The sequence below is a fragment of the Nocardioides bigeumensis genome (assembly GCF_039531755.1).
Taxonomy (GTDB): Bacteria; Actinomycetota; Actinomycetes; order Propionibacteriales; family Nocardioidaceae; genus Nocardioides; species Nocardioides bigeumensis.
Genome location: NZ_BAAAQQ010000002.1, coordinates 351,440 through 367,926, shown reverse-complemented (window position 1 = coordinate 367,926; position 16,487 = coordinate 351,440). Strand labels below are relative to the sequence as shown.

General features: G+C 72.6%; 15 protein-coding genes and 1 pseudogene. 3 read left to right on the top strand and 13 right to left on the bottom strand.

Going from position 1 to position 16,487, the window contains the following annotated elements:
* Nucleotides 1-3,552: a chromosome segregation protein SMC gene (smc, locus tag ABD295_RS03015; protein WP_344302127.1), complete on the bottom strand. Its 3,552-nt coding sequence runs from the start codon at nt 3,550-3,552 to the stop codon at nt 1-3.
* Nucleotides 3,553-3,676: 124 nt separating this feature from the next.
* Between smc and ABD295_RS03010 the strand changes: the two genes are divergently transcribed.
* On the top strand, nt 3,677-3,991 hold the full coding sequence (locus ABD295_RS03010; RefSeq protein ID WP_344302126.1) for a DUF3467 domain-containing protein: 315 nt from the start codon (nt 3,677-3,679) through the stop codon (nt 3,989-3,991).
* 103 nt (nt 3,992-4,094) lie between these two features.
* On the opposite strand, the gene ABD295_RS03005 is transcribed toward ABD295_RS03010, so the two are convergent.
* From ABD295_RS03005 to ABD295_RS02960, 10 genes and pseudogenes are all read right to left on the bottom strand, one after another.
* Nucleotides 4,095-5,456 (bottom strand): FAD-binding oxidoreductase, encoded by a 1,362-nt coding sequence (locus ABD295_RS03005; protein ID WP_344302125.1) that lies wholly within the window; start codon nt 5,454-5,456, stop codon nt 4,095-4,097.
* A gap of 99 nt (nt 5,457-5,555) precedes the next feature.
* The gene (locus ABD295_RS03000; protein ID WP_344302124.1) at nt 5,556-5,777 is read right to left on the bottom strand and encodes a hypothetical protein; all 222 of its coding nucleotides are present in this window, start codon (nt 5,775-5,777) and stop codon (nt 5,556-5,558) included.
* Between the two features lie 112 nt (nt 5,778-5,889).
* The gene (gene mutM / locus ABD295_RS02995; RefSeq protein ID WP_344302123.1) at nt 5,890-6,765 is read right to left on the bottom strand and encodes a bifunctional DNA-formamidopyrimidine glycosylase/DNA-(apurinic or apyrimidinic site) lyase; all 876 of its coding nucleotides are present in this window, start codon (nt 6,763-6,765) and stop codon (nt 5,890-5,892) included.
* A 173-nt stretch (nt 6,766-6,938) separates the two neighbouring features.
* A pseudogene (gene rnc, locus ABD295_RS02990) lies at nt 6,939-7,598 on the bottom strand (ribonuclease III); the annotation flags it as partial.
* A gap of 16 nt (nt 7,599-7,614) precedes the next feature.
* The gene (gene rpmF, locus ABD295_RS02985; RefSeq protein WP_344302122.1) at nt 7,615-7,800 is read right to left on the bottom strand and encodes a 50S ribosomal protein L32; all 186 of its coding nucleotides are present in this window, start codon (nt 7,798-7,800) and stop codon (nt 7,615-7,617) included.
* A gap of 42 nt (nt 7,801-7,842) precedes the next feature.
* Nucleotides 7,843-8,379 (bottom strand): YceD family protein, encoded by a 537-nt coding sequence (locus tag ABD295_RS02980; protein WP_344302121.1) that lies wholly within the window; start codon nt 8,377-8,379, stop codon nt 7,843-7,845.
* Between the two features lie 130 nt (nt 8,380-8,509).
* Complete coding sequence (coaD, locus tag ABD295_RS02975; protein ID WP_344302120.1) at nt 8,510-8,992, bottom strand: pantetheine-phosphate adenylyltransferase; 483 nt, start codon at nt 8,990-8,992, stop codon at nt 8,510-8,512.
* Nucleotides 8,993-9,011: 19 nt separating this feature from the next.
* Nucleotides 9,012-9,623, bottom strand: a complete 612-nt coding sequence (gene rsmD, locus ABD295_RS02970; RefSeq protein WP_344302118.1) for a 16S rRNA (guanine(966)-N(2))-methyltransferase RsmD — start codon at nt 9,621-9,623, stop codon at nt 9,012-9,014.
* A 7-nt stretch (nt 9,624-9,630) separates the two neighbouring features.
* A complete protein-coding gene (locus tag ABD295_RS02965; RefSeq protein WP_344302117.1) occupies nt 9,631-11,865 on the bottom strand; it encodes an ATP-dependent DNA helicase RecG in 2,235 nt (744 codons plus the stop codon).
* Nucleotides 11,866-11,899: 34 nt separating this feature from the next.
* Nucleotides 11,900-13,603, bottom strand: coding sequence for a DAK2 domain-containing protein (locus ABD295_RS02960; protein WP_344302116.1), 1,704 nt, complete (start codon nt 13,601-13,603; stop codon nt 11,900-11,902).
* A 154-nt stretch (nt 13,604-13,757) separates the two neighbouring features.
* Here ABD295_RS02960 and rpmB point away from each other — a divergent pair, with 154 nt between their 5' ends.
* On the top strand, nt 13,758-13,952 hold the full coding sequence (gene rpmB / locus ABD295_RS02955) for a 50S ribosomal protein L28 (protein WP_344302115.1): 195 nt from the start codon (nt 13,758-13,760) through the stop codon (nt 13,950-13,952).
* 20 nt (nt 13,953-13,972) lie between these two features.
* Here the strand turns inward: rpmB and ABD295_RS02950 are convergent, their stop codons facing one another.
* Entirely contained in the window at nt 13,973-14,911 is a 939-nt protein-coding gene (locus tag ABD295_RS02950; RefSeq protein ID WP_344302114.1) for a thiamine-phosphate kinase, read from the bottom strand.
* A 113-nt stretch (nt 14,912-15,024) separates the two neighbouring features.
* Between ABD295_RS02950 and ABD295_RS02945 the strand changes: the two genes are divergently transcribed.
* A complete protein-coding gene (locus ABD295_RS02945) occupies nt 15,025-15,261 on the top strand; it encodes an Lrp/AsnC ligand binding domain-containing protein (protein ID WP_344302113.1) in 237 nt (78 codons plus the stop codon).
* Between the two features lie 87 nt (nt 15,262-15,348).
* On the opposite strand, the gene ABD295_RS02940 is transcribed toward ABD295_RS02945, so the two are convergent.
* A complete protein-coding gene (locus tag ABD295_RS02940; protein ID WP_344302112.1) occupies nt 15,349-16,464 on the bottom strand; it encodes a D-alanine--D-alanine ligase family protein in 1,116 nt (371 codons plus the stop codon).
* Nucleotides 16,465-16,487 lie beyond the last annotated feature (23 nt).

Sequence of the window (16,487 nt, the reverse complement as noted above, 5' to 3'; positions counted from 1 at the left end):
TCAGGCCGACGCCGCGTCGCGCAGCCGCTGCGAGATCACCGTCGACACTCCGTCACCCCGCATCGTGACGCCGTAGAGGGCGTCGCCGACCTCCATGGTCCGCTTCTGGTGGGTGATGACGAGAAGCTGTGAGTGGGCACGCAGCTCTTCGTAGATCTCCAGCAGGCGGCCGAGGTTGGTGTCGTCGAGCGCGGCCTCGACCTCGTCGAGGATGTAGAACGGCGACGGCCGGGCCTTGAAGAGGGCGACCAGGAAGGCGACCGCCACCAGCGACCTCTCACCACCGGACAGCAGCGAGAGCCGCTTGATCTTCTTGCCCGGTGGCCGGGCCTCCACCTCGACGCCGGTCGCGAGCATGTCGCCGGGCTCGGTGAGCACCAGCCGGCCCTCCCCGCCGGGGAAGAGCCGGGCGAAGGTCTCGTCGAACGCCTTCGACACGTCGGCGTACGCCTCCTTGAAGACCTCCTCGACCCGGGCGTCGACGTCCTTGACGATGTCGAGCAGGTCCTTGCGGGTCTTCTTGAGGTCCTCGAGCTGCTCGGTGAGGAACTTGTGGCGCTCCTCCATGGCGGTGAACTCCTCGAGGGCGAGGGGGTTCACCCTCCCCAGGAGGGCCAGGTCACGCTCGGCGGCGCGCAGCCGCTTCTGCTGCTCCTCGCGGACGTACGCCGTCGGCTCGGGCGGCTCCTCCCCCTCGGCCAGCGGGCCGGTGAACGGCACCGGCAGCTCCGGTCCGTAGTCGGTCACCAGCCCGTCGGGGTCCAGGCCGAGCTCCTCGAGCGCGCGCTCCTCCAGCTGCTCGATGCGCATCTTCTGCTGGGTGCGGGCCATCTCGTCGCGGTGCACGGAGTTGACCAGCTCGTCGTGCTCACGGGCCAGGTCACGCAAGGCCGCCCGGCACTCGAGCAGCTGCTCCTCGCGGCCGGCGCGAGCCTGCTCGACCTCGGCGCGCGCCGACGTCGCCCGGTCGACGGAACGGTCGAGGGCGGCCAGCACCGCACGGGTGGCGGTCAGGACGGCCTCGGCAGCGCGGCCCTCGCGCAGCAGCCGCTCCCGGCGCTCGGCGGCCTTGGCGCGGGCTTCGCGCTCGGCGGCGGCCGAGCGGTCCAGCTGGTCGGCCCGGCCGTGCAGCGCACGCGCGCGCTCCTCGGCGGTGCGCAGCGCGAGCCGCGCCTCCATCTCGGCCTGGCGCGACGTCCGCGCGGCCTCGGCCAGCTGCTCGCGCCGGGTGGTGTCGGGTTCCTCGTCGGGCGCGGACTCAGCGGTCGAGAGCCGCTCCTCCAGCTCGGCGAGGCCGGCCAGGTCACGGTCGCGGGCCTCCTCGGCCGCTGCGATGGCGTCGACGACGCGGGCCGCCTCCGCGCGCGCGGCGCGTGCCTGCGAGCCGTAGTGACCGAGCTCCTCGGCGACCGCGGCCAGGGTGGCGTCCGACTCGTGCAGCCGGGCCAGCGCGACGTCGGCGCGCTTCTGGGCGTCGAGACGCTCGGCCTCGAGCCGCGAGGTCTCGAAGGCGAGCCGCTCCGAGGCCGCCACGGCCTCGGCCAGCGAGGACGTGGCCTCGTCGACGGCGGCCTGGATCTCGATGAGGCTCGGCTGGCTCGAGGACCCGCCTCGAGCGAAGTGCGCACCGAGCACGTCTCCGTCCCGGGTCACCGCGGTCACGTCGGGCAGCTCGGCGACCAGCGCACGGGCCGCGGCCAGGTCGTGGACGACCGCGACCTTGAAGAGCAGCCGGGCCACCGCCGCGTCGAGCTCGGCGGGCGCCTCGACGACGTCGACGGCGTACGTCGCGTGGGCCGGCAGGCTCGGCCAGTCGCGGTCTCCTCCCGGCGCCCCACCGAGCAGCAGCCCGGCGCGGCCGAGGTCGGCGGCCTTGAGGTGCTCCAAGGCGTCGACGGCCGCGGCGCTGTCGCGCACGGCGACCGCGTCGGCGGCGTTGCCGAGCGCACCCGCGACCGCGGCCTCGAAGCCGGACCTGACGGTGAGCAGCGCCGCGACCGACCCCAGCAGCCCACCGACCTCGTCGGAGGCGGCGAGCAGCGCACCGACGCCGTCCTTGCGGTTGAGGCCGAGCTCGAGGGCGTCGCGACGTGCGGCCAGCGAGGCGCGGTCGCGATCGGCCTGCTGGGCCTCCTCGCGCAGCTTGAGCAGGCGCGACTCGAGGTCGTCGAGGGTCGAGACGGCGACCTCGTGCTCGGCGTCGAGTCCCTCCTCGCCGGCGTCGAGGCCGGCCACCTTCGTCTCGAGCGCGGTGAAGTCGCGCTGCGCACGCTCGGCGCGCGCCACCGCCTCCTCGCGGGCCTGAGCCAGGCGCCCCAGCTCGTCCGCCGCGGCTGCGGAGCGTGACCTCAGCGCGTTGACCTGTCCGTGCAGCCGGGCCAGGCCCTCGCGACGGTCTGCTGCGGCCCGGACGAGACCGGCCACCCGACGCTCCTCCTCGGCCGCGGCGTCCTCCGCGGTGCGCTTGGCCGCGAGCGCCTGCTCGAGTCCTGTGCGGAGGCCGTCGACCTCGGCACCGATCGCGCGCTCCTGCTCGCGGACCCGGGCCGCCTCGGCCTCGATCTCGTCGGGGTCGCGCCCGCTGGCCGTCTCGACCTCGTGGGAGGCGGCGGCGTTGCGCACCCGCTCCTGGGCCAGCGACTGGGTACCACGGAGCCGCTCTCGCAGGCCCGACAGCGCGAACCAGGTCTCCTGGGCCCGCGACAGCGCCGGCAGGTCCTCGCGCAGGGCGGCCTCGAGGGCGGCCTCGGTCTCGCGGGTCTTGGCCAGCGCGGCCTCGACCTCGGTGCGGCGCTCGAGCAGGATCGACTCGTCGGCCAGCTCCTGCTCCAGCGCGACACGCGCGGTCATCAGGTCGTCGGCCATCAGCCTGGCCCGAGCGTCGCGCACCGTCGCCTGCACGGCCGCGGCCTTGCGGGCCACCTCGGCCTGGCGACCCAGCGGCTTGAGCTGGCGGCGGATCTCGCTGAGCAGGTCGGTCAGGCGGGTGAGGTTGCCGTCGGTCGAGTCGAGCTTGCGGAGCGCCTTCTCCTTGCGCTTGCGGTGCTTGAGGACGCCGGCCGCCTCCTCGATGAAGCCGCGCCGGTCCTCCGGCGTCGCGTGCAGGATCTGGTCCAGCTGGCCCTGGCCGACGATGACGTGCATCTCACGGCCGATGCCGGAGTCGCTGAGCAGCTCTTGGACGTCGAGCAGCCGGCAGGTGGTGCCGTTGATGGCGTACTCCGACCCGCCCGACCGGAACATCGTCCGGCTGATCGTGACCTCGGAGTACTCGATCGGCAGCGCGCCGTCGGAGTTGTCGATGGTCAGGAGCACCTCGGCGCGACCGAGCGGCGGGCGACCCGACGTACCGGCGAAGATGACGTCCTCCATCTTGCCGCCGCGCAGGCTCTTGGCGCCCTGCTCGCCCATCACCCATGCGAGTGCGTCGACGACGTTGGACTTGCCCGAACCGTTGGGACCCACGATGCAGGTGATGCCCGGCTCGAGCTGGAGGGTCGTCGAGGAGGCGAAGGACTTGAACCCCTTCAGGGTCAGGCTCTTCAGGTACAACGAAAGGCTCCTAGGGCAGACCTCGGGGAAGGCAGCCCGCCCAGACTACGGGGCGGGCGACCCGCGGTCAGAGTCCGGGAAGCGTGTCGCCCCGGTGGCTGCCTCCGCTCGGTAGCGTGACTCCATGCCTGACACCCCCTCCGGACAGGGCCAGTCCCGCGGCCACAACTTCCAGATCACGGTGCCCGAGGGGGTCTCCGCGGGCGTCTGGGCCAACTTCGCCACGGTGTCGCACTCGCCCTACGAGTTCACCATCGACTTCGTGCGCCTGGACTTCGCGCACCCCACCGGCGGGGGCGGGCACACCGGGCAGGTCGTCGCCCGCGTGAACCTCTCGCCCCTGATGGTCACCCAGCTGATGGAGGCGCTCGAGAGCAACTGGCAGAAGTACGCCGCCCGCGCGCTCCCGCGCGACCTGGACGGGCCGCCGGGCGCCTGACCTTCGGCGGGTGACGGGTCCTCGGTGGTCGAGCAGCGAGCTTGCGAGCGGAAGGTCGCGACCTGACCACGCCGATCCCTCGTTCCTCCGAATCGGCTGCGCGTCACAGAACGGCCCCGGGGTTCATGATCCCGTCGGGGTCGAGCGCGTCCTTGATCTTGCGCGTCAGCGCCATCACGTCGGGGCCCAGCTGGTCGGGAAGCGCGTGCTTCTTCGCCCGGCCGACGCCGTGCTCGCCCGTGATGGTGCCGCCGAGGGCGATCGCGGCGGCCATGACCTCGTCGAAGGCGGCGCGAGCCCGCTGCTCGGCCGCGACGTCGCCGGGCGGGTAGACCACGATGGGGTGGGTGTTGCCGTCGCCCGCGTGCGCGACCACGGGGATCTCGACCCGGTGCCGCGCGGCGATCTCGGCGACCCGGGCGAGCAGGTCGGGCAGCAGCGGCACCGGGACGCCGACGTCCTCCAGGAGCAGCGCTCCCCTGCTCTCCGTCGCGTGGAAGTGCGCGCGCCGGGCGGCCACGAACATCTCTCCCTCCTCGGCGTCGTCGGTCACGAACACCTCGGAGGCGCCGGCCGCGCTGCACGCCTGCTCCATGAGCGCGACCTCCTCGCCCCGGGAGGTCCCGGGCGCGTCGGACTGCGCGATCAGCAGCGCGCCCGCGTCGCGGTCGAGGCCCATCGGCTTGTAGTCCTCGATGCAGTTGATCGACCAGCGGTCCATCAGCTCCATCATCGAGGGGCGCATCCTGCTCCGGACGGCGACGACGGCCTGAGCGGCCGCGACCGCCGTCGGGAAGTACGCGACCAGGGTCGACCGGGCTCCCTGGGCCGGGACCAGGCGCAGGATCGCGCGGGTGACCACTCCGAGCGTCCCCTCGCTGCCGACGAAGAGCTTGGTCAGCGAGAGCCCGGCCACGTCCTTGATCCGCTTGCCGCCCAGGGTTACCAGGGTGCCGTCGGCGAGGACGACGTCGAGGCCGAGCACGTAGTCGGTGGTGACGCCGTACTTCACGCAGCAGAGACCGCCGGCGTTGGTGGCGACGTTGCCGCCGATCGAGCAGATCTCGAAGGACGAGGGGTCGGGTGGGTACCACAGCCCGTGCTCGGCCGCGGCCGCCTTGACCTCCGCGTTGTACGCCCCCGGCTCGACGACCGCGACCTGGCAGTCGGCGTCGACCTCGATCGCGCGCATCCGCTCCAGCGACAAGACGATGCCGCCGTCGACCGCGCTGGAGCCCCCGGACAGACCGCTGCCGGCGCCGCGCGGGACGACGGGGACCCGGTGCGCGGCTGCCCAGCGCACCGTCGCCTGCACCTGCGACGCGTCCTCCGCGCGGACGACGGCCAGCGGGGTGCCGGCCGAGGCATCCCTCGACCAGTCGTAGCGATACTTCTCCGTCGCCGTGGCGTCGGTGACGACCACACCCGCGGGCAGGGACCTGATCAGCTCCGTGAGGACGTCCACGAGGTCATCGAACCACGCGCTGTCGTCTGACGGTCGACCTCATGGGTCGCCCGTCAACGCCGGCCGTCCTCGACGGGACCGTCGGCGGTGCCGCGCCTGTCAGGCGGGCTGCATCTCCTGCAGCGTCGCGGTCAGCGACGCGGTCTCGAGCTCGATCAGCGCCGCGGCATGGGCCGCGGTGAGCCTGTCGTTCTCCTCCTGCAGGCGCAGGACGAGGGACTCGAGCTCGGCCACCCGGCGACGCAGCCGACTGTTGTCGACGGAGAGGCGGGTGGGGGTGCGCAGGTCGCTGTCCAGGTATCCGATCAGCGCCTTGGCCATGTAGTGAAGCCTTCCGAATCGGGAGCGGAGCCCAGTGGTCTCGCCCGAGGTGTAGTCCGCCCTGTTGGGGCGTCTGGGCTGTCTTCAAGAGTCCCACCACAACCCGGTCCGGTCAATCCGTCGGACGTCTCCGGCGGGGAGCGGGCTGGCAGCGCGGGCAGAAGTACGACGAGCGGTTCATGAACGAGATGCGGCGGATCGGCGCGCCGCACCGGTCACAGGGTTCGCCCTCACGGCCGTAGGCGTGCAGGGACCGGTCGAAGTAGCCCGACTCGCCGTTGACGTTGACGTAGAGCGCGTCGAAGGAGGTGCCGCCCTCCCCCAGCGCAGCGGTCATCACCTCGCGGGCGTGGCCCAGCAGACCCGTCACCTGCGGCCGGGTCAGCCGGCTACCCGGCCGGTCACCGTGGATCCGTGCGCGCCACAGCGCCTCGTCGGCGTAGATGTTGCCGACGCCCGAGACGAGGTTCTGGTCGAGGAGCTGCCGCTTGATCCCCGACGCGCGCCGCCGCACCTTGGCGACGAACGCCGCGTCGTCGAACGCCGGGTCGAGCGGGTCGCGCGCGATGTGAGCGATCTCGGTCGGCAGCCCGGCGCCGCCCGCGGAGACCAGCAGGCCGCCGAACATCCGCTGGTCCACGAATCGCATCTCCAACGGCGCGCCGCCGCCGTCCACGCCGGAGAGCGCGAAGCGGACGCGCAGGTGCCGCTCGTCCTCGGCCCCCGGCGGCTGCAGGAGCACCTGGCCGCTCATGCCGAGGTGCCCGAGCAGGGCGTCGTCGTTGTCCAGCGCCAGCCAGAGGTACTTGCCACGCCGGTGCGCAGCCTCGATCCGGCGCCCGACGAGCGCGGCCACGAAGCCGGTGGACCCGCGCGGGTCGCGGCGTACGGGACGCGGGTGCAGCACCTCGACGCCCTCGATCGAACGGCCGAGCACGTGGCGCGCGAGGCCGGCCCGGACGACCTCGACCTCGGGCAGCTCGGGCACTAGGGCGCGGAGTGGGACTCGGTGTCGGACTCGGTGTCGGACTCGGACTCGGCGTCGGACTCGGCGTCGGGCTCAGTCGGGAGGTCGGGGTCCGGAGCGAACATCTCCTTGGTGACCTCCTCGGACATCGCGGCCGCCGCCGGGTCGGACACGTCGTCGAAGATCTCGCCGTAGGCCGTCTCGGCCGCGAGCTGCTCGGCCTCCTTCTTGGAGCGGCCGATGCCGTGGCCGTAGAGGCGGTCGCCCACGCGCACCTGGGCGGTGAACGTCTTCATGTGGTCAGGGCCCTCCGACGCGATGACGTAGTCGGGGACGCCCAGACCGCGCAGCGCGGAGAGCTCCTGGAGGGAGGTCTTCCAGTCCAGCCCGGCACCCAGCTTGGCGGCGGCGGCCATCAGCGGGTCGAAGAGCAGGTGCACCACCGGCCCGGAGGCCTCGAAGTCGCCACTGAGGTGGACGGCCCCGATGACCGCCTCGACGGTGTCGGACAGGATCGAGGCCTTGGCCCGGCCGCCGGTCGTCTCCTCGCCGCGGCCCAGCTTGATGTAGGCACCCAGGCCGATCCCGCGGGCGACCTCGGCCAGCGCGCGGGCGTTGACGACGGCGGCGCGGAGCTTGGCCAGCCGACCCTCGGAGAGGTCGGGGTGGGAGCGGTAGAGCGTCTCGGTGACGATCACGCCGAGCACCGAGTCGCCGAGGAACTCGAGGCGCTCGTTGGTGGGCAGGCCGCCGTTCTCGTAGGCGTACGAGCGGTGCGTGAGGGCGCGGTCCAGCAGCCCGGGATCCAGGATCGGATCGCCGAGCTGCTTGCGGAGGTCCTCGTAGTCGGTCAGTGGACCGAGATGCGCGTCAGAGGACCTGGCGACGGGCGGCGCGCGCGCCGTACTGACCGCAGGTGCCGCACGCCCGGTGCGGGAGGTGCTTGGCCCCGCAGGCCGGGTTGGCGCACGTCACGAGGGTCGGCGCGACGGCCTTCCACTGCGAGCGACGGTGACGCGTGTTGCTGCGCGACATCTTCCGCTTCGGGACTGCCACTGTTCTTCTCCTTGCTCAGGGTGCATCTCGACAGGTGCTGGGTCATTCGGTCGGCTGCTGCCCCAGGTCTTGCAGGGCCTGCCAACGCGGGTCGATCGGTGCGTCGTGCGTGTGGTCCGGTTCGTCCGCGAGCCGCGCGCCGCACTCGACGCACAGACCGGGACAGTCGTCTCGGCACAACGGTTGGAACGGGAGTGCGAGCACCACCGCGTCCCGCAGCAGCGGCTCGAGGTCGATCAGGTCTCCCTCGAGTCGCCCGGCCTCGCCCTCGAGCTCGTCATCACCCTGATGGCGGGCCGAGGCGTGCTGGTCGTCGTACATGAACAGCTCCTGGAGATCGACCGTGGTCTCGTCCTCGATCGCCTCCAGGCACCGCGTGCACTCCCCGACGAGGGCGACCGTGGCCGTCCCCGTCACCAGCACACCCTCCATGACCGCCTCGAGGCGCAGGTCGAGCTCGACCGGCGACCCCTCGACGACGCGGAGGACTTCGATGCCGAGATCCGGTGGGGCCGCCACCGAACGCGCCACCTGACGCTGGGACCCCGGGCGGCGGCCGAGCTCGCGGGTATCGAGCACGAGCGGCGCTCTCGGGTCCAGGCTGTTCAGGTGATCACTTCCGTGGTGCGGACACAACAGATCCGTCGAGAAGCGTATCCGGAGGGTGCGTGCGCGGCCAATTCACCGCGGGAGACCCCGGCCGGGTGCCTCAACGCTCCCGCAACCGCTCCGTGAGCGCCTCCAGCACGAAGGCGGGCACGTGCGGGGAGACGTCGCCGCCGTACGACGCCACCTCCTTGACCAGCGAGGACGACACGAACCCGTGGCCGGCCGCCGTCGGCAGGAAGAGCGTCTCGACGCCGGGCGCGAGGCCGGCGTTCATCTGCGCCATCTGCAGCTCGTAGCCGAAGTCGCCGCCGGAGCGCAGCCCCTTCACGATGGCGTTCGCGCCCTGCTCGACGCAGTAGGCGGTGACCAGGCCCATGAAGCCGTCGACACGCACGTTGTCGAGGTGGGAGGTGGCCTGGCGCAGCATGTCGATGCGCTCCTCGGCCGAGAAGAGCCTGTTCTTGGACGCGTTGACGCCGATCGCGACGATGACCTCGTCGAAGAGCCGGGCGGCCCGCGTCACGATGTCGACGTGGCCATGGGTGACCGGGTCGAAGGTCCCGGGGCACACCGCTCGGGACATCTCGCCTCCCCCTCTCGCCTCAGGCCTCGCCGTGCGCGGCGGCCGTCCGGCCGTCGGCCGCGTGACCGTACCAGAGCGCGCTGTCGCCGTAGGTGCGGAACTTGTGCGGGGTGTAGCCCACCGGCCAGGCGAGCGCCGGACCCCGCGCCGCACGCTCGACCACCACCAGGGCGCCGGGCACCAGCCACCCGTTGCGCAGCAGCGCCTCGAGCGCGGCGACGACGTCGGCGTCGGCCAGCGGGTAGGGCGGGTCGAGGTAGGCGACGTCGTACGGCGCCGTGGGAAGGCGCCCCAGGGCGGCCGTCACCGAGGTGGCCCGCACGTCGGCCTTGCGAAACCCCAGCGAGGTGGCGTTGGACTCGATCAGGGCGGCTGTGCGCCGGTCCTGCTCGACGAGCGAGACCACGCCCGCGCCCCGCGACCACGCCTCGAGCCCGACCGCACCGGACCCGGCGTACAGGTCGAGGAAGCGCAGCCCCGAGAGGGACCCGCACCACGACTCGATGGTCGAGAAGAGGGCCTCTCGCACCCGGTCGCTGGTGGGACGGGTGGCGGCGCCCCGGGGTACGGCGATCCGCCGTCCTCCCGCCGTTCCCCCGATGATGCGCGTCATGCCGAGCGCGAATCCCACGCGCAGATCATGACTTCTCCATGAACCCAGATTGACTTGATTGCTCCAACTCGTCCACCGCAGTGCGCAGCAGCGGGTGCTCGTCGAGACCGGGATCGGCCTCGAGCAGCGCGATCGAGTCCTCCCGCGCGGCCACGATGGTGTCCTCGTCGCGCAGCACGCGGAGGTTCTGCAGACCGCTGCGAAAACCCGACTGCGACGCGCCGAGCACGTCGCCCTCACGGCGCAGCTCGAGGTCGACCCGGGACAGCTCGAAGCCGTCTGAGCTCGCGGCCACCGCGTCGACGCGCTCGCGCGCCGCGCTGCCGTTCTCGGCGTGGGTCACCAGCAGGCAGAGCCCGGGCAGACCACCCCGGCCGACCCGGCCCCGGAGCTGGTGGAGCTGGCTGACCCCGAAGCGGTCGGCGTCGAGCAGCACCATGGCGGTGGCGTTGGCGACGTCGATGCCGACCTCGATCACCGTGGTCGCGACGAGCACGTCGATCCGCCCCGCGGCGAAGTCGCGCATCGTGCGGTCCTTCTCCTCCGGGGCGAGCTGGCCGTGCAGCACGGCCACCCGCAGCCCCGAGAGCGGACCGTCGTGCAGGGCGACCGCGACCTCGGTGACGGCCGCCAACGTGCCCTTCGGCGGCACGGCGTTGCCGTCGGCGTCGACGGAGATCTCGTCGCGCTCTCCCTGCTCTGCCTGGTCGCCGGTGATGCGGGGACAGACGACGTAGACCTGATGGCCCTTCTCGACCTCCTCCCGGACACGGCCCCACACCCGGGCGATCCACTCGGGGTGCTCGTCGAGCGGGACGACGTTGGTCTGGATCGGCGCCCGCCCGCTGGGCAGCTCGGTGAGCGTGGAGACCTCGAGGTCGCCGAAGACCGTCATCGCGACGGTGCGCGGGATCGGCGTCGCGGTCATCACCAGGACGTGCGGTGGCATCAACGCCTTGTCGGCCAGCGCAGCGCGCTGCTCGACTCCGAACCGGTGCTGCTCGTCGACGACGACGAGCCCGAGGTCGACGAACTGCACCCGCTCCTCCAACAGGGCGTGCGTGCCGACGACGATGCCGGCCTGACCGGAGGCGATGTCGAGCAGCGCCTGCTTGCGCTGGGTCGTCGACATCGACCCCGTGAGGAGCGTGACCGTCGTGGCCTCCTCTGCGCCGCCGAGCATCCCCCCGGCAGCGAGGTCGCCGAGCAGGGCGGTGATGGAGCGGTGGTGCTGCTGCGCGAGGACCTCGGTGGGCGCAAGCAGCGCGGCCTGGGCGCCGGAGTCGATGGCCCGCAGCATCGCCCGCACCGCGACCACGGTCTTGCCGGACCCGACCTCCCCCTGCAACAGCCGGTTCATCGGCCAGGAGCGGCCGAGCTCCTCGAAGATCGTCTCGCTCACCTCACGTTGACCGTCGGTGAGCGGCCAGGGCAGTCGCGCGTCGAAGGCAGCCAGGAGCCCGCCCTGGCCGCCCGCGCAGGGACGCCCGCCGAGCTGGCGGTAGAAGGCGCGCCGGCGGGCCAGCACCAGCTGGGTCACCAGCGCCTCCTCGTAGCGGTAGCGCTTGCGCGCGCTCGTGACCTGCGCGTAGTCCTCGGGGGCGTGGATCCAGTCCAGCGCGGTGCGGGCGTCGGGCAGTCCGTGCTTGACCCTCAGGTCGGCGGGGACGACGTCGGGGACGTCGTCGAGCACCCCGCGCGCGAAGGTCACCGCTCGTTGCAGGTCCCAGGTGTCGATGCCCTTGGTGAGCGGGTAGATCGGGTAGAGCCCGCGGATGCTCTCCTGCACCTCCAAGGCCTCGGAGTCCTGGTCCGGGTCCTTGCCGAACATGAACATCTTCGGGTTGGTCAGCTGCCAGCGGTCCCGGAACCGGCTCACCTGCCCGGTGAACAGCCCCTTCGCTCCGACGGCGAGCTGGCGCTGGTGGTAGTCGGCGACGTGCTTCTTCTGCGCGAAGAAGGACATCTGCAGGCTCGGGCCGTCGGTGCGCAGCACCGTCTCCAACCGGTAGGCCATCCGGCCGCTGCGACGGTCGCGGTAGGTCTTGAGGTCGCTGTGGCTGATCTCGCCGACGACCGTGAGGAGCTGACCCTCCTCCAGCTCTGCGACGGCGGTCAGCTCGCTGGTCTTGAGGTAGCGCCGCGGGAAGTGCCGCATCAGGTCGCCGACGGTCTTGAGGCCGAGGCCGTCGGCCACCTTGGTGCGCTTCTTCGCCTGGTCCGGGATGAGCGTCGCGATCGGCGAGTCGAGGGTGATCACGGTCGACTCCTCCTCACTCGGGCTCGATCGGGGCTCACTCGACGCCGACCAGGAGCGGGTAGCGCTCCTGACCACCGTCGTACACCACGACGTCGACAAGGGGGTGCTGCTCCTCGACGTACGCCGCGCAGCGCGCGCCGAGCTCCGCGGCCCCCTCCTCCGCGCCGACCACGACGGTGACCAGCTCGCCGCCGCCACCGAGCAGGCGGGTGAGCACGTCGGTGGCGACCGCGTAGGGGTCGTCACCGACCACCACGAAGTCGCCCTCCAGGACACCGAGCACGTCGCCGGGCCGACAGGGACCGGCCATCGTCATCGCCGCGCGGGCGGCCACCGTCACCGCACCGTGACGCGAGTGCCGGGCGGTCGCGGTCATCTCCAGGACGTCGCGATCGAAGGCCCGGCCGGGCTCGTGCACGGCCAGAGCGGCGAGGCCCTGGACCTGGGCGACGGTGGGGATCACCACCACCCGGATGCCGCGGGTGACCTCGTCGGTCTCGGCGGTGCGGGCCGCGACCTCCGCCGAGCGCACGGAGTCCGGGTCGTTGGGCAGCACCACCACCTCGGCCGCGCCGCAGTCAGTGATCGCCTCGAGCAGCATCCCCGCCGACGGCCGCCGCCCCGGCCCACCGTCGACGACAGTGGCGCCGGCGGCCTCGAACAACGCCCGCAGTCCGGGTCCGGCCGCGACGGCGACCACGCGGCGTCCGCTCCGCTCCCCGTCCCGCCGCGCCTGCTGCTCGGCGACCTGCTCGGCGAAGTGGGTGACCCGGATGCGGTGCGGCCGCCCGGCCTCGATCCCCGCCTCGACGGCGGCACCGACGTCGTCGACGTGGACGTGGACGTTCCACAGCCCGTCGGCACCGACCACGACGAGCGAGTCACCGAGGGCGGCGAGAGCCGCCTTGAGCGCGGGCAGACGGTCGTCGGGCGCGTCGAGGAGGTACATCACCTCGTACGCCGGCCCGTCCTCGACGAGGGCGTGCGCCCCAGCGACCGCACCGGCCGACCCTGCGAGGGGGCCCGTCGCCGGCGTCGGGATGTGCCGGGTGCCCATCGGAGCCGTGACCGGAGTGGGCCGACGACCGGTCAGGGCGGTCTCCGCCGCGTCGAGCACGACGCTGAGGCCCCGTCCGCCGGCGTCGACGACCCCGGCGTCCTTGAGCACCTGGAGCTGGTCGGGGGTGCGGGCGAGCGCCTCCCGCGCACCACGGGCGGCGGCAGCGAACACCTCCCGGCCCCGCGACCCCTCGCTCGCCGCGTGGGCGAGCGCCGCGTCGGCAGCCCCCCGGGCCACGCTCAGCATCGTGCCCTCGACAGGGGTGCCGACGGCGTCGTACGCCGCCACGGTGGCCTGGTCGATGGCCGAGGCCACGACCTGCGCGTTGCGCTCGCCGGGATCGGCGGTGGTCAGCCGGTGGACCAGCGCCCCGAGGATCTGGCTGAGGATCACGCCGGAGTTGCCGCGCGCACCCATGAGCGCGCCCTTCGAGAAGGCGGCCAACGAGTCCTCGGGGGCCGCTCCGGCCGCCATGGCCTCGCGCAGGGCGTCCCTCGCCGCCGACACCGTGAGGAACATGTTGGTGCCCGTGTCGCCGTCGGGCACGGGGTAGACGTTGAGCGCGTCGATCTCCTCGCGCGCGGCGGACAGCGCGTCGACGGCGACGTCGACGAAGCGTGCGACGATCTCCGCCGAGACGCGGGATCCGCGTTCGTCGGGAGGGGTACCGGACGGCATGGCGTCAGACAGTAGTCGGGCCGTTCCGCTCGCAATTTCTTCCGGCACGGGTGTCTCGGATACTCTTGCTCGGTTGCCCGCTCGCCAGGAGTCACACCTCCGTGGAGGATCGCGGGCCCCGATCATTCGAACCCGAGCCTGTCAGGAGTCACCGGTGGCTGCCGTCTGCGACATCTGCGCGAAGAAGCCGAACTTCGGCAACAACCGACCCTGGTCGCGCAAGATCACCAAGCGTCGTTTCGACCCGAACATCCAGCGGGTGCGCGCCACGGTCAACGGCACGCCGAAGCGCCTCAACGTCTGCACCTCCTGCCTCAAGGCCGGCAAGGTCCAGCGCACCGCTCGCTGATCCCAGCACGAGCGCACTCGTCAGAAGTGCGTCCAGCCTGAGGGTCCCTCGAAGGCGTCACCGTCCACGGTGACGCCTTCGCCGTCTCCGACCCCGCCCACGACGAGCCACCCGTCGGGCACCGACGCCACGTCAGGGAAGGTCGCCAGGAGTGCGTGGTCGTCCCCCCCGCCCAGGATGAACTGCAGGGGGTCCGCACCGAGCGCGGCGCCGACGGCGTGCAGGGGCTCCGGGATCTCGAACGCCGCGCGGTGCAGGTCGATCGCCACGCCCGAGGCCGTGGCCACGTGGCCGGCGTCGGCGACCAGGCCGTCCGAGACGTCGATCATGGCGGTCGCCCCGGCCTCGGCGGCGATCCCCCCGGCGTCGTACGGCGGCTCCGGACGGCGGTAGGCCTCCACGAGCACCCGCGGCGAGCGGAATCCCCGCCCGAGGACGGCCAGACCGCCCGCGGCCCAGCCCTGCCGACCGGCCAGGGCCACCACGTCGCCCACCTGGGCGCCCGAGCGCAGCACCGGCGAGACGGTGCACACGCCGATGACCGTGACTGCGACGACGACCTGGTCGGCCTGGGTGAGGTCGCCGCCGACCACGCTCGCCCCGACCAGGCCAGCCTCGTCGGCGAAGCCCTTCGCGAACTCCAGCGCCCACGAGACCGGCAGGTCCGCCGGCGCGGCGAGGGCCACCGTGAGCGAGGTGGCCCGGCCCCCCATCGCGTTGATGTCGGACAGGTTGGCCGCCGCGGCCCGGTGGCCGATGTCGGCGGCGGGCGCCCAGTCGCGCCGGAAGTGCCGCCCCTCCACCATCATGTCGGTCGAGACGACCACGTGCCCGGTCCGGACCCGGAGCACGGCGGCGTCGTCCCCTGGGCCCACGAGCACGTGCTCCCCCTGCGGGAAGAGCTTCGTCAGCTCTGCGATCAGGCCGAACTCACCGATCTCGCCCAGCGACTCGTCCATGTGCCCCATCCCACCAGACGGAGTGCGCCCGAGGCCCACGGCGGCTTCCGACACGCGAAGGCCGCGCGGTAGGTTGGCGGCGACACAGTCCCGGACACCCCGAGGAGCCTTCCATGGTCGTGCAGGCCTACATCCTGATCCAGACCGACGTCGGCAAGGCGGCCGACGTAGCCAAGGCGATCGCTGCGGTGAAGGGCGTCACGATGGCCGAGGACGTCACCGGCCCCTACGACGTCATCGTCCGGGCCGAGGCCCGCAACGTCGACGAGCTCGGCAAGCTGGTCGTGGCCAAGGTGCAGACGCTCGACGGCATCACGCGCACCCTCACCTGCCCGGTCGTGCACATTTAGCCGCACCCCGCGACGTACGCCGACGCCCCGCGCCCGCCAGGGCGGCGGGGCGTCGTGCCGTCAGGCGGCACGGCTCATGAGGCCGGCTCAGCGCAGGCCGGTGTCGCGAGCCAGGGCCAGCCTGATGAGGCGGTCCACCAGCGCGGGGTAGTCGAGACCGGTGGCGGCCCACATGCGGGGAAACATCGACAGCGGCGTGAAGCCCGGCATGGTGTTGAGCTCGTTGACCACGAGCGAGCCGTCGGGCATGAGGAAGAAGTCGACCCTGGCCAGGCCCTCGCACGACACCGCCTCGAAGGTCCTGGCGGCGAGGGCGCGGACCTCCTCCGTCGTCGCGTCGTCGAGGTCGGCGGGGACGTCGAGCTCGGTGTGCTCCTCGGGGAGGTACTTCGCGGCGAAGTCATAGAACTCGTGGTCGCCGCCGATCCTGATCTCGGCGGGCAGGCTCGACTCCGGGGGCCCGTCGAAGGACTCCAGGACGCCGCACTCGATCTCGCGCGCCCCCTCCGCCGACACCTCCACGAGCACCTTCGGGTCGTGGCGCTGCGCCTCGGCGATCGCCGCGTCGAGCTCGTCGGCGTGGTGCACCTTGGAGATGCCCATCGACGAGCCCGCCCGCGCGGGCTTCACGAAGACCGGGTAGCCGAGGGCCGCCACCCTCTCGCGCACGGAGCCGGCGTCGCGCTGCCACTCTCGCGTCGTCACGGTCACCCAGGGCAGCACCGGCAGCCCCGCGGCGACCAGCACCACCTTCATGTAGGCCTTGTCCATGCCGACCGCGGACGCGAGCACCCCGGCGCCGACGTAACGGACGCCCGCCATCTCGAGCATCCCCTGGATGGTGCCGTCCTCGCCCCACGGCCCGTGGAGCAGCGGGAACACCACGTCGACCTCACCCAGGGTCCGCGGCGCGTCCGCCGCCTCGGAGACCACGAGGTCGGTGCCGGTGGTCACCCGTTCGAGCGCCACACCGACCCGCCCGCCGTCGACCTCGGGCAGCTTCTCGGGGTCGTCCAGCGTGAGCCTGCTGGTGTCCCCGGACTCGAGCACCCAGCGGCCGTCGGTGGCGATGCCGATCGGCACCACGTCGTACGCCTCGGGGTCGATCGCCGCCAGCACGCTGCCGGCCGTGACGCACGAGATGGCGTGCTCGCTGGAACGACCGCCGAAGACGACGGCGACGCGGGGCTTGGGGGCGGACATCGTCACGACCCTAACGCTCCTAG

Coding starts and splice junctions, on each gene's coding strand:
- ABD295_RS02960 (WP_344302116.1), bottom strand. CDS start 13,603: ATGCCGTCCGGTACCCCTCCCGACGAACGCGGATCCCGCGTCTCGGCG.
- ABD295_RS03010 (WP_344302126.1), top strand. CDS start 3,677: ATGCCTGACACCCCCTCCGGACAGGGCCAGTCCCGCGGCCACAACTTC.
- ABD295_RS02940 (WP_344302112.1), bottom strand. CDS start 16,464: ATGTCCGCCCCCAAGCCCCGCGTCGCCGTCGTCTTCGGCGGTCGTTCC.
- ABD295_RS02950 (WP_344302114.1), bottom strand. CDS start 14,911: ATGGACGAGTCGCTGGGCGAGATCGGTGAGTTCGGCCTGATCGCAGAG.
- coaD (WP_344302120.1), bottom strand. CDS start 8,992: ATGTCCCGAGCGGTGTGCCCCGGGACCTTCGACCCGGTCACCCATGGC.
- ABD295_RS03000 (WP_344302124.1), bottom strand. CDS start 5,777: ATGGCCAAGGCGCTGATCGGATACCTGGACAGCGACCTGCGCACCCCC.
- ABD295_RS02945 (WP_344302113.1), top strand. CDS start 15,025: ATGGTCGTGCAGGCCTACATCCTGATCCAGACCGACGTCGGCAAGGCG.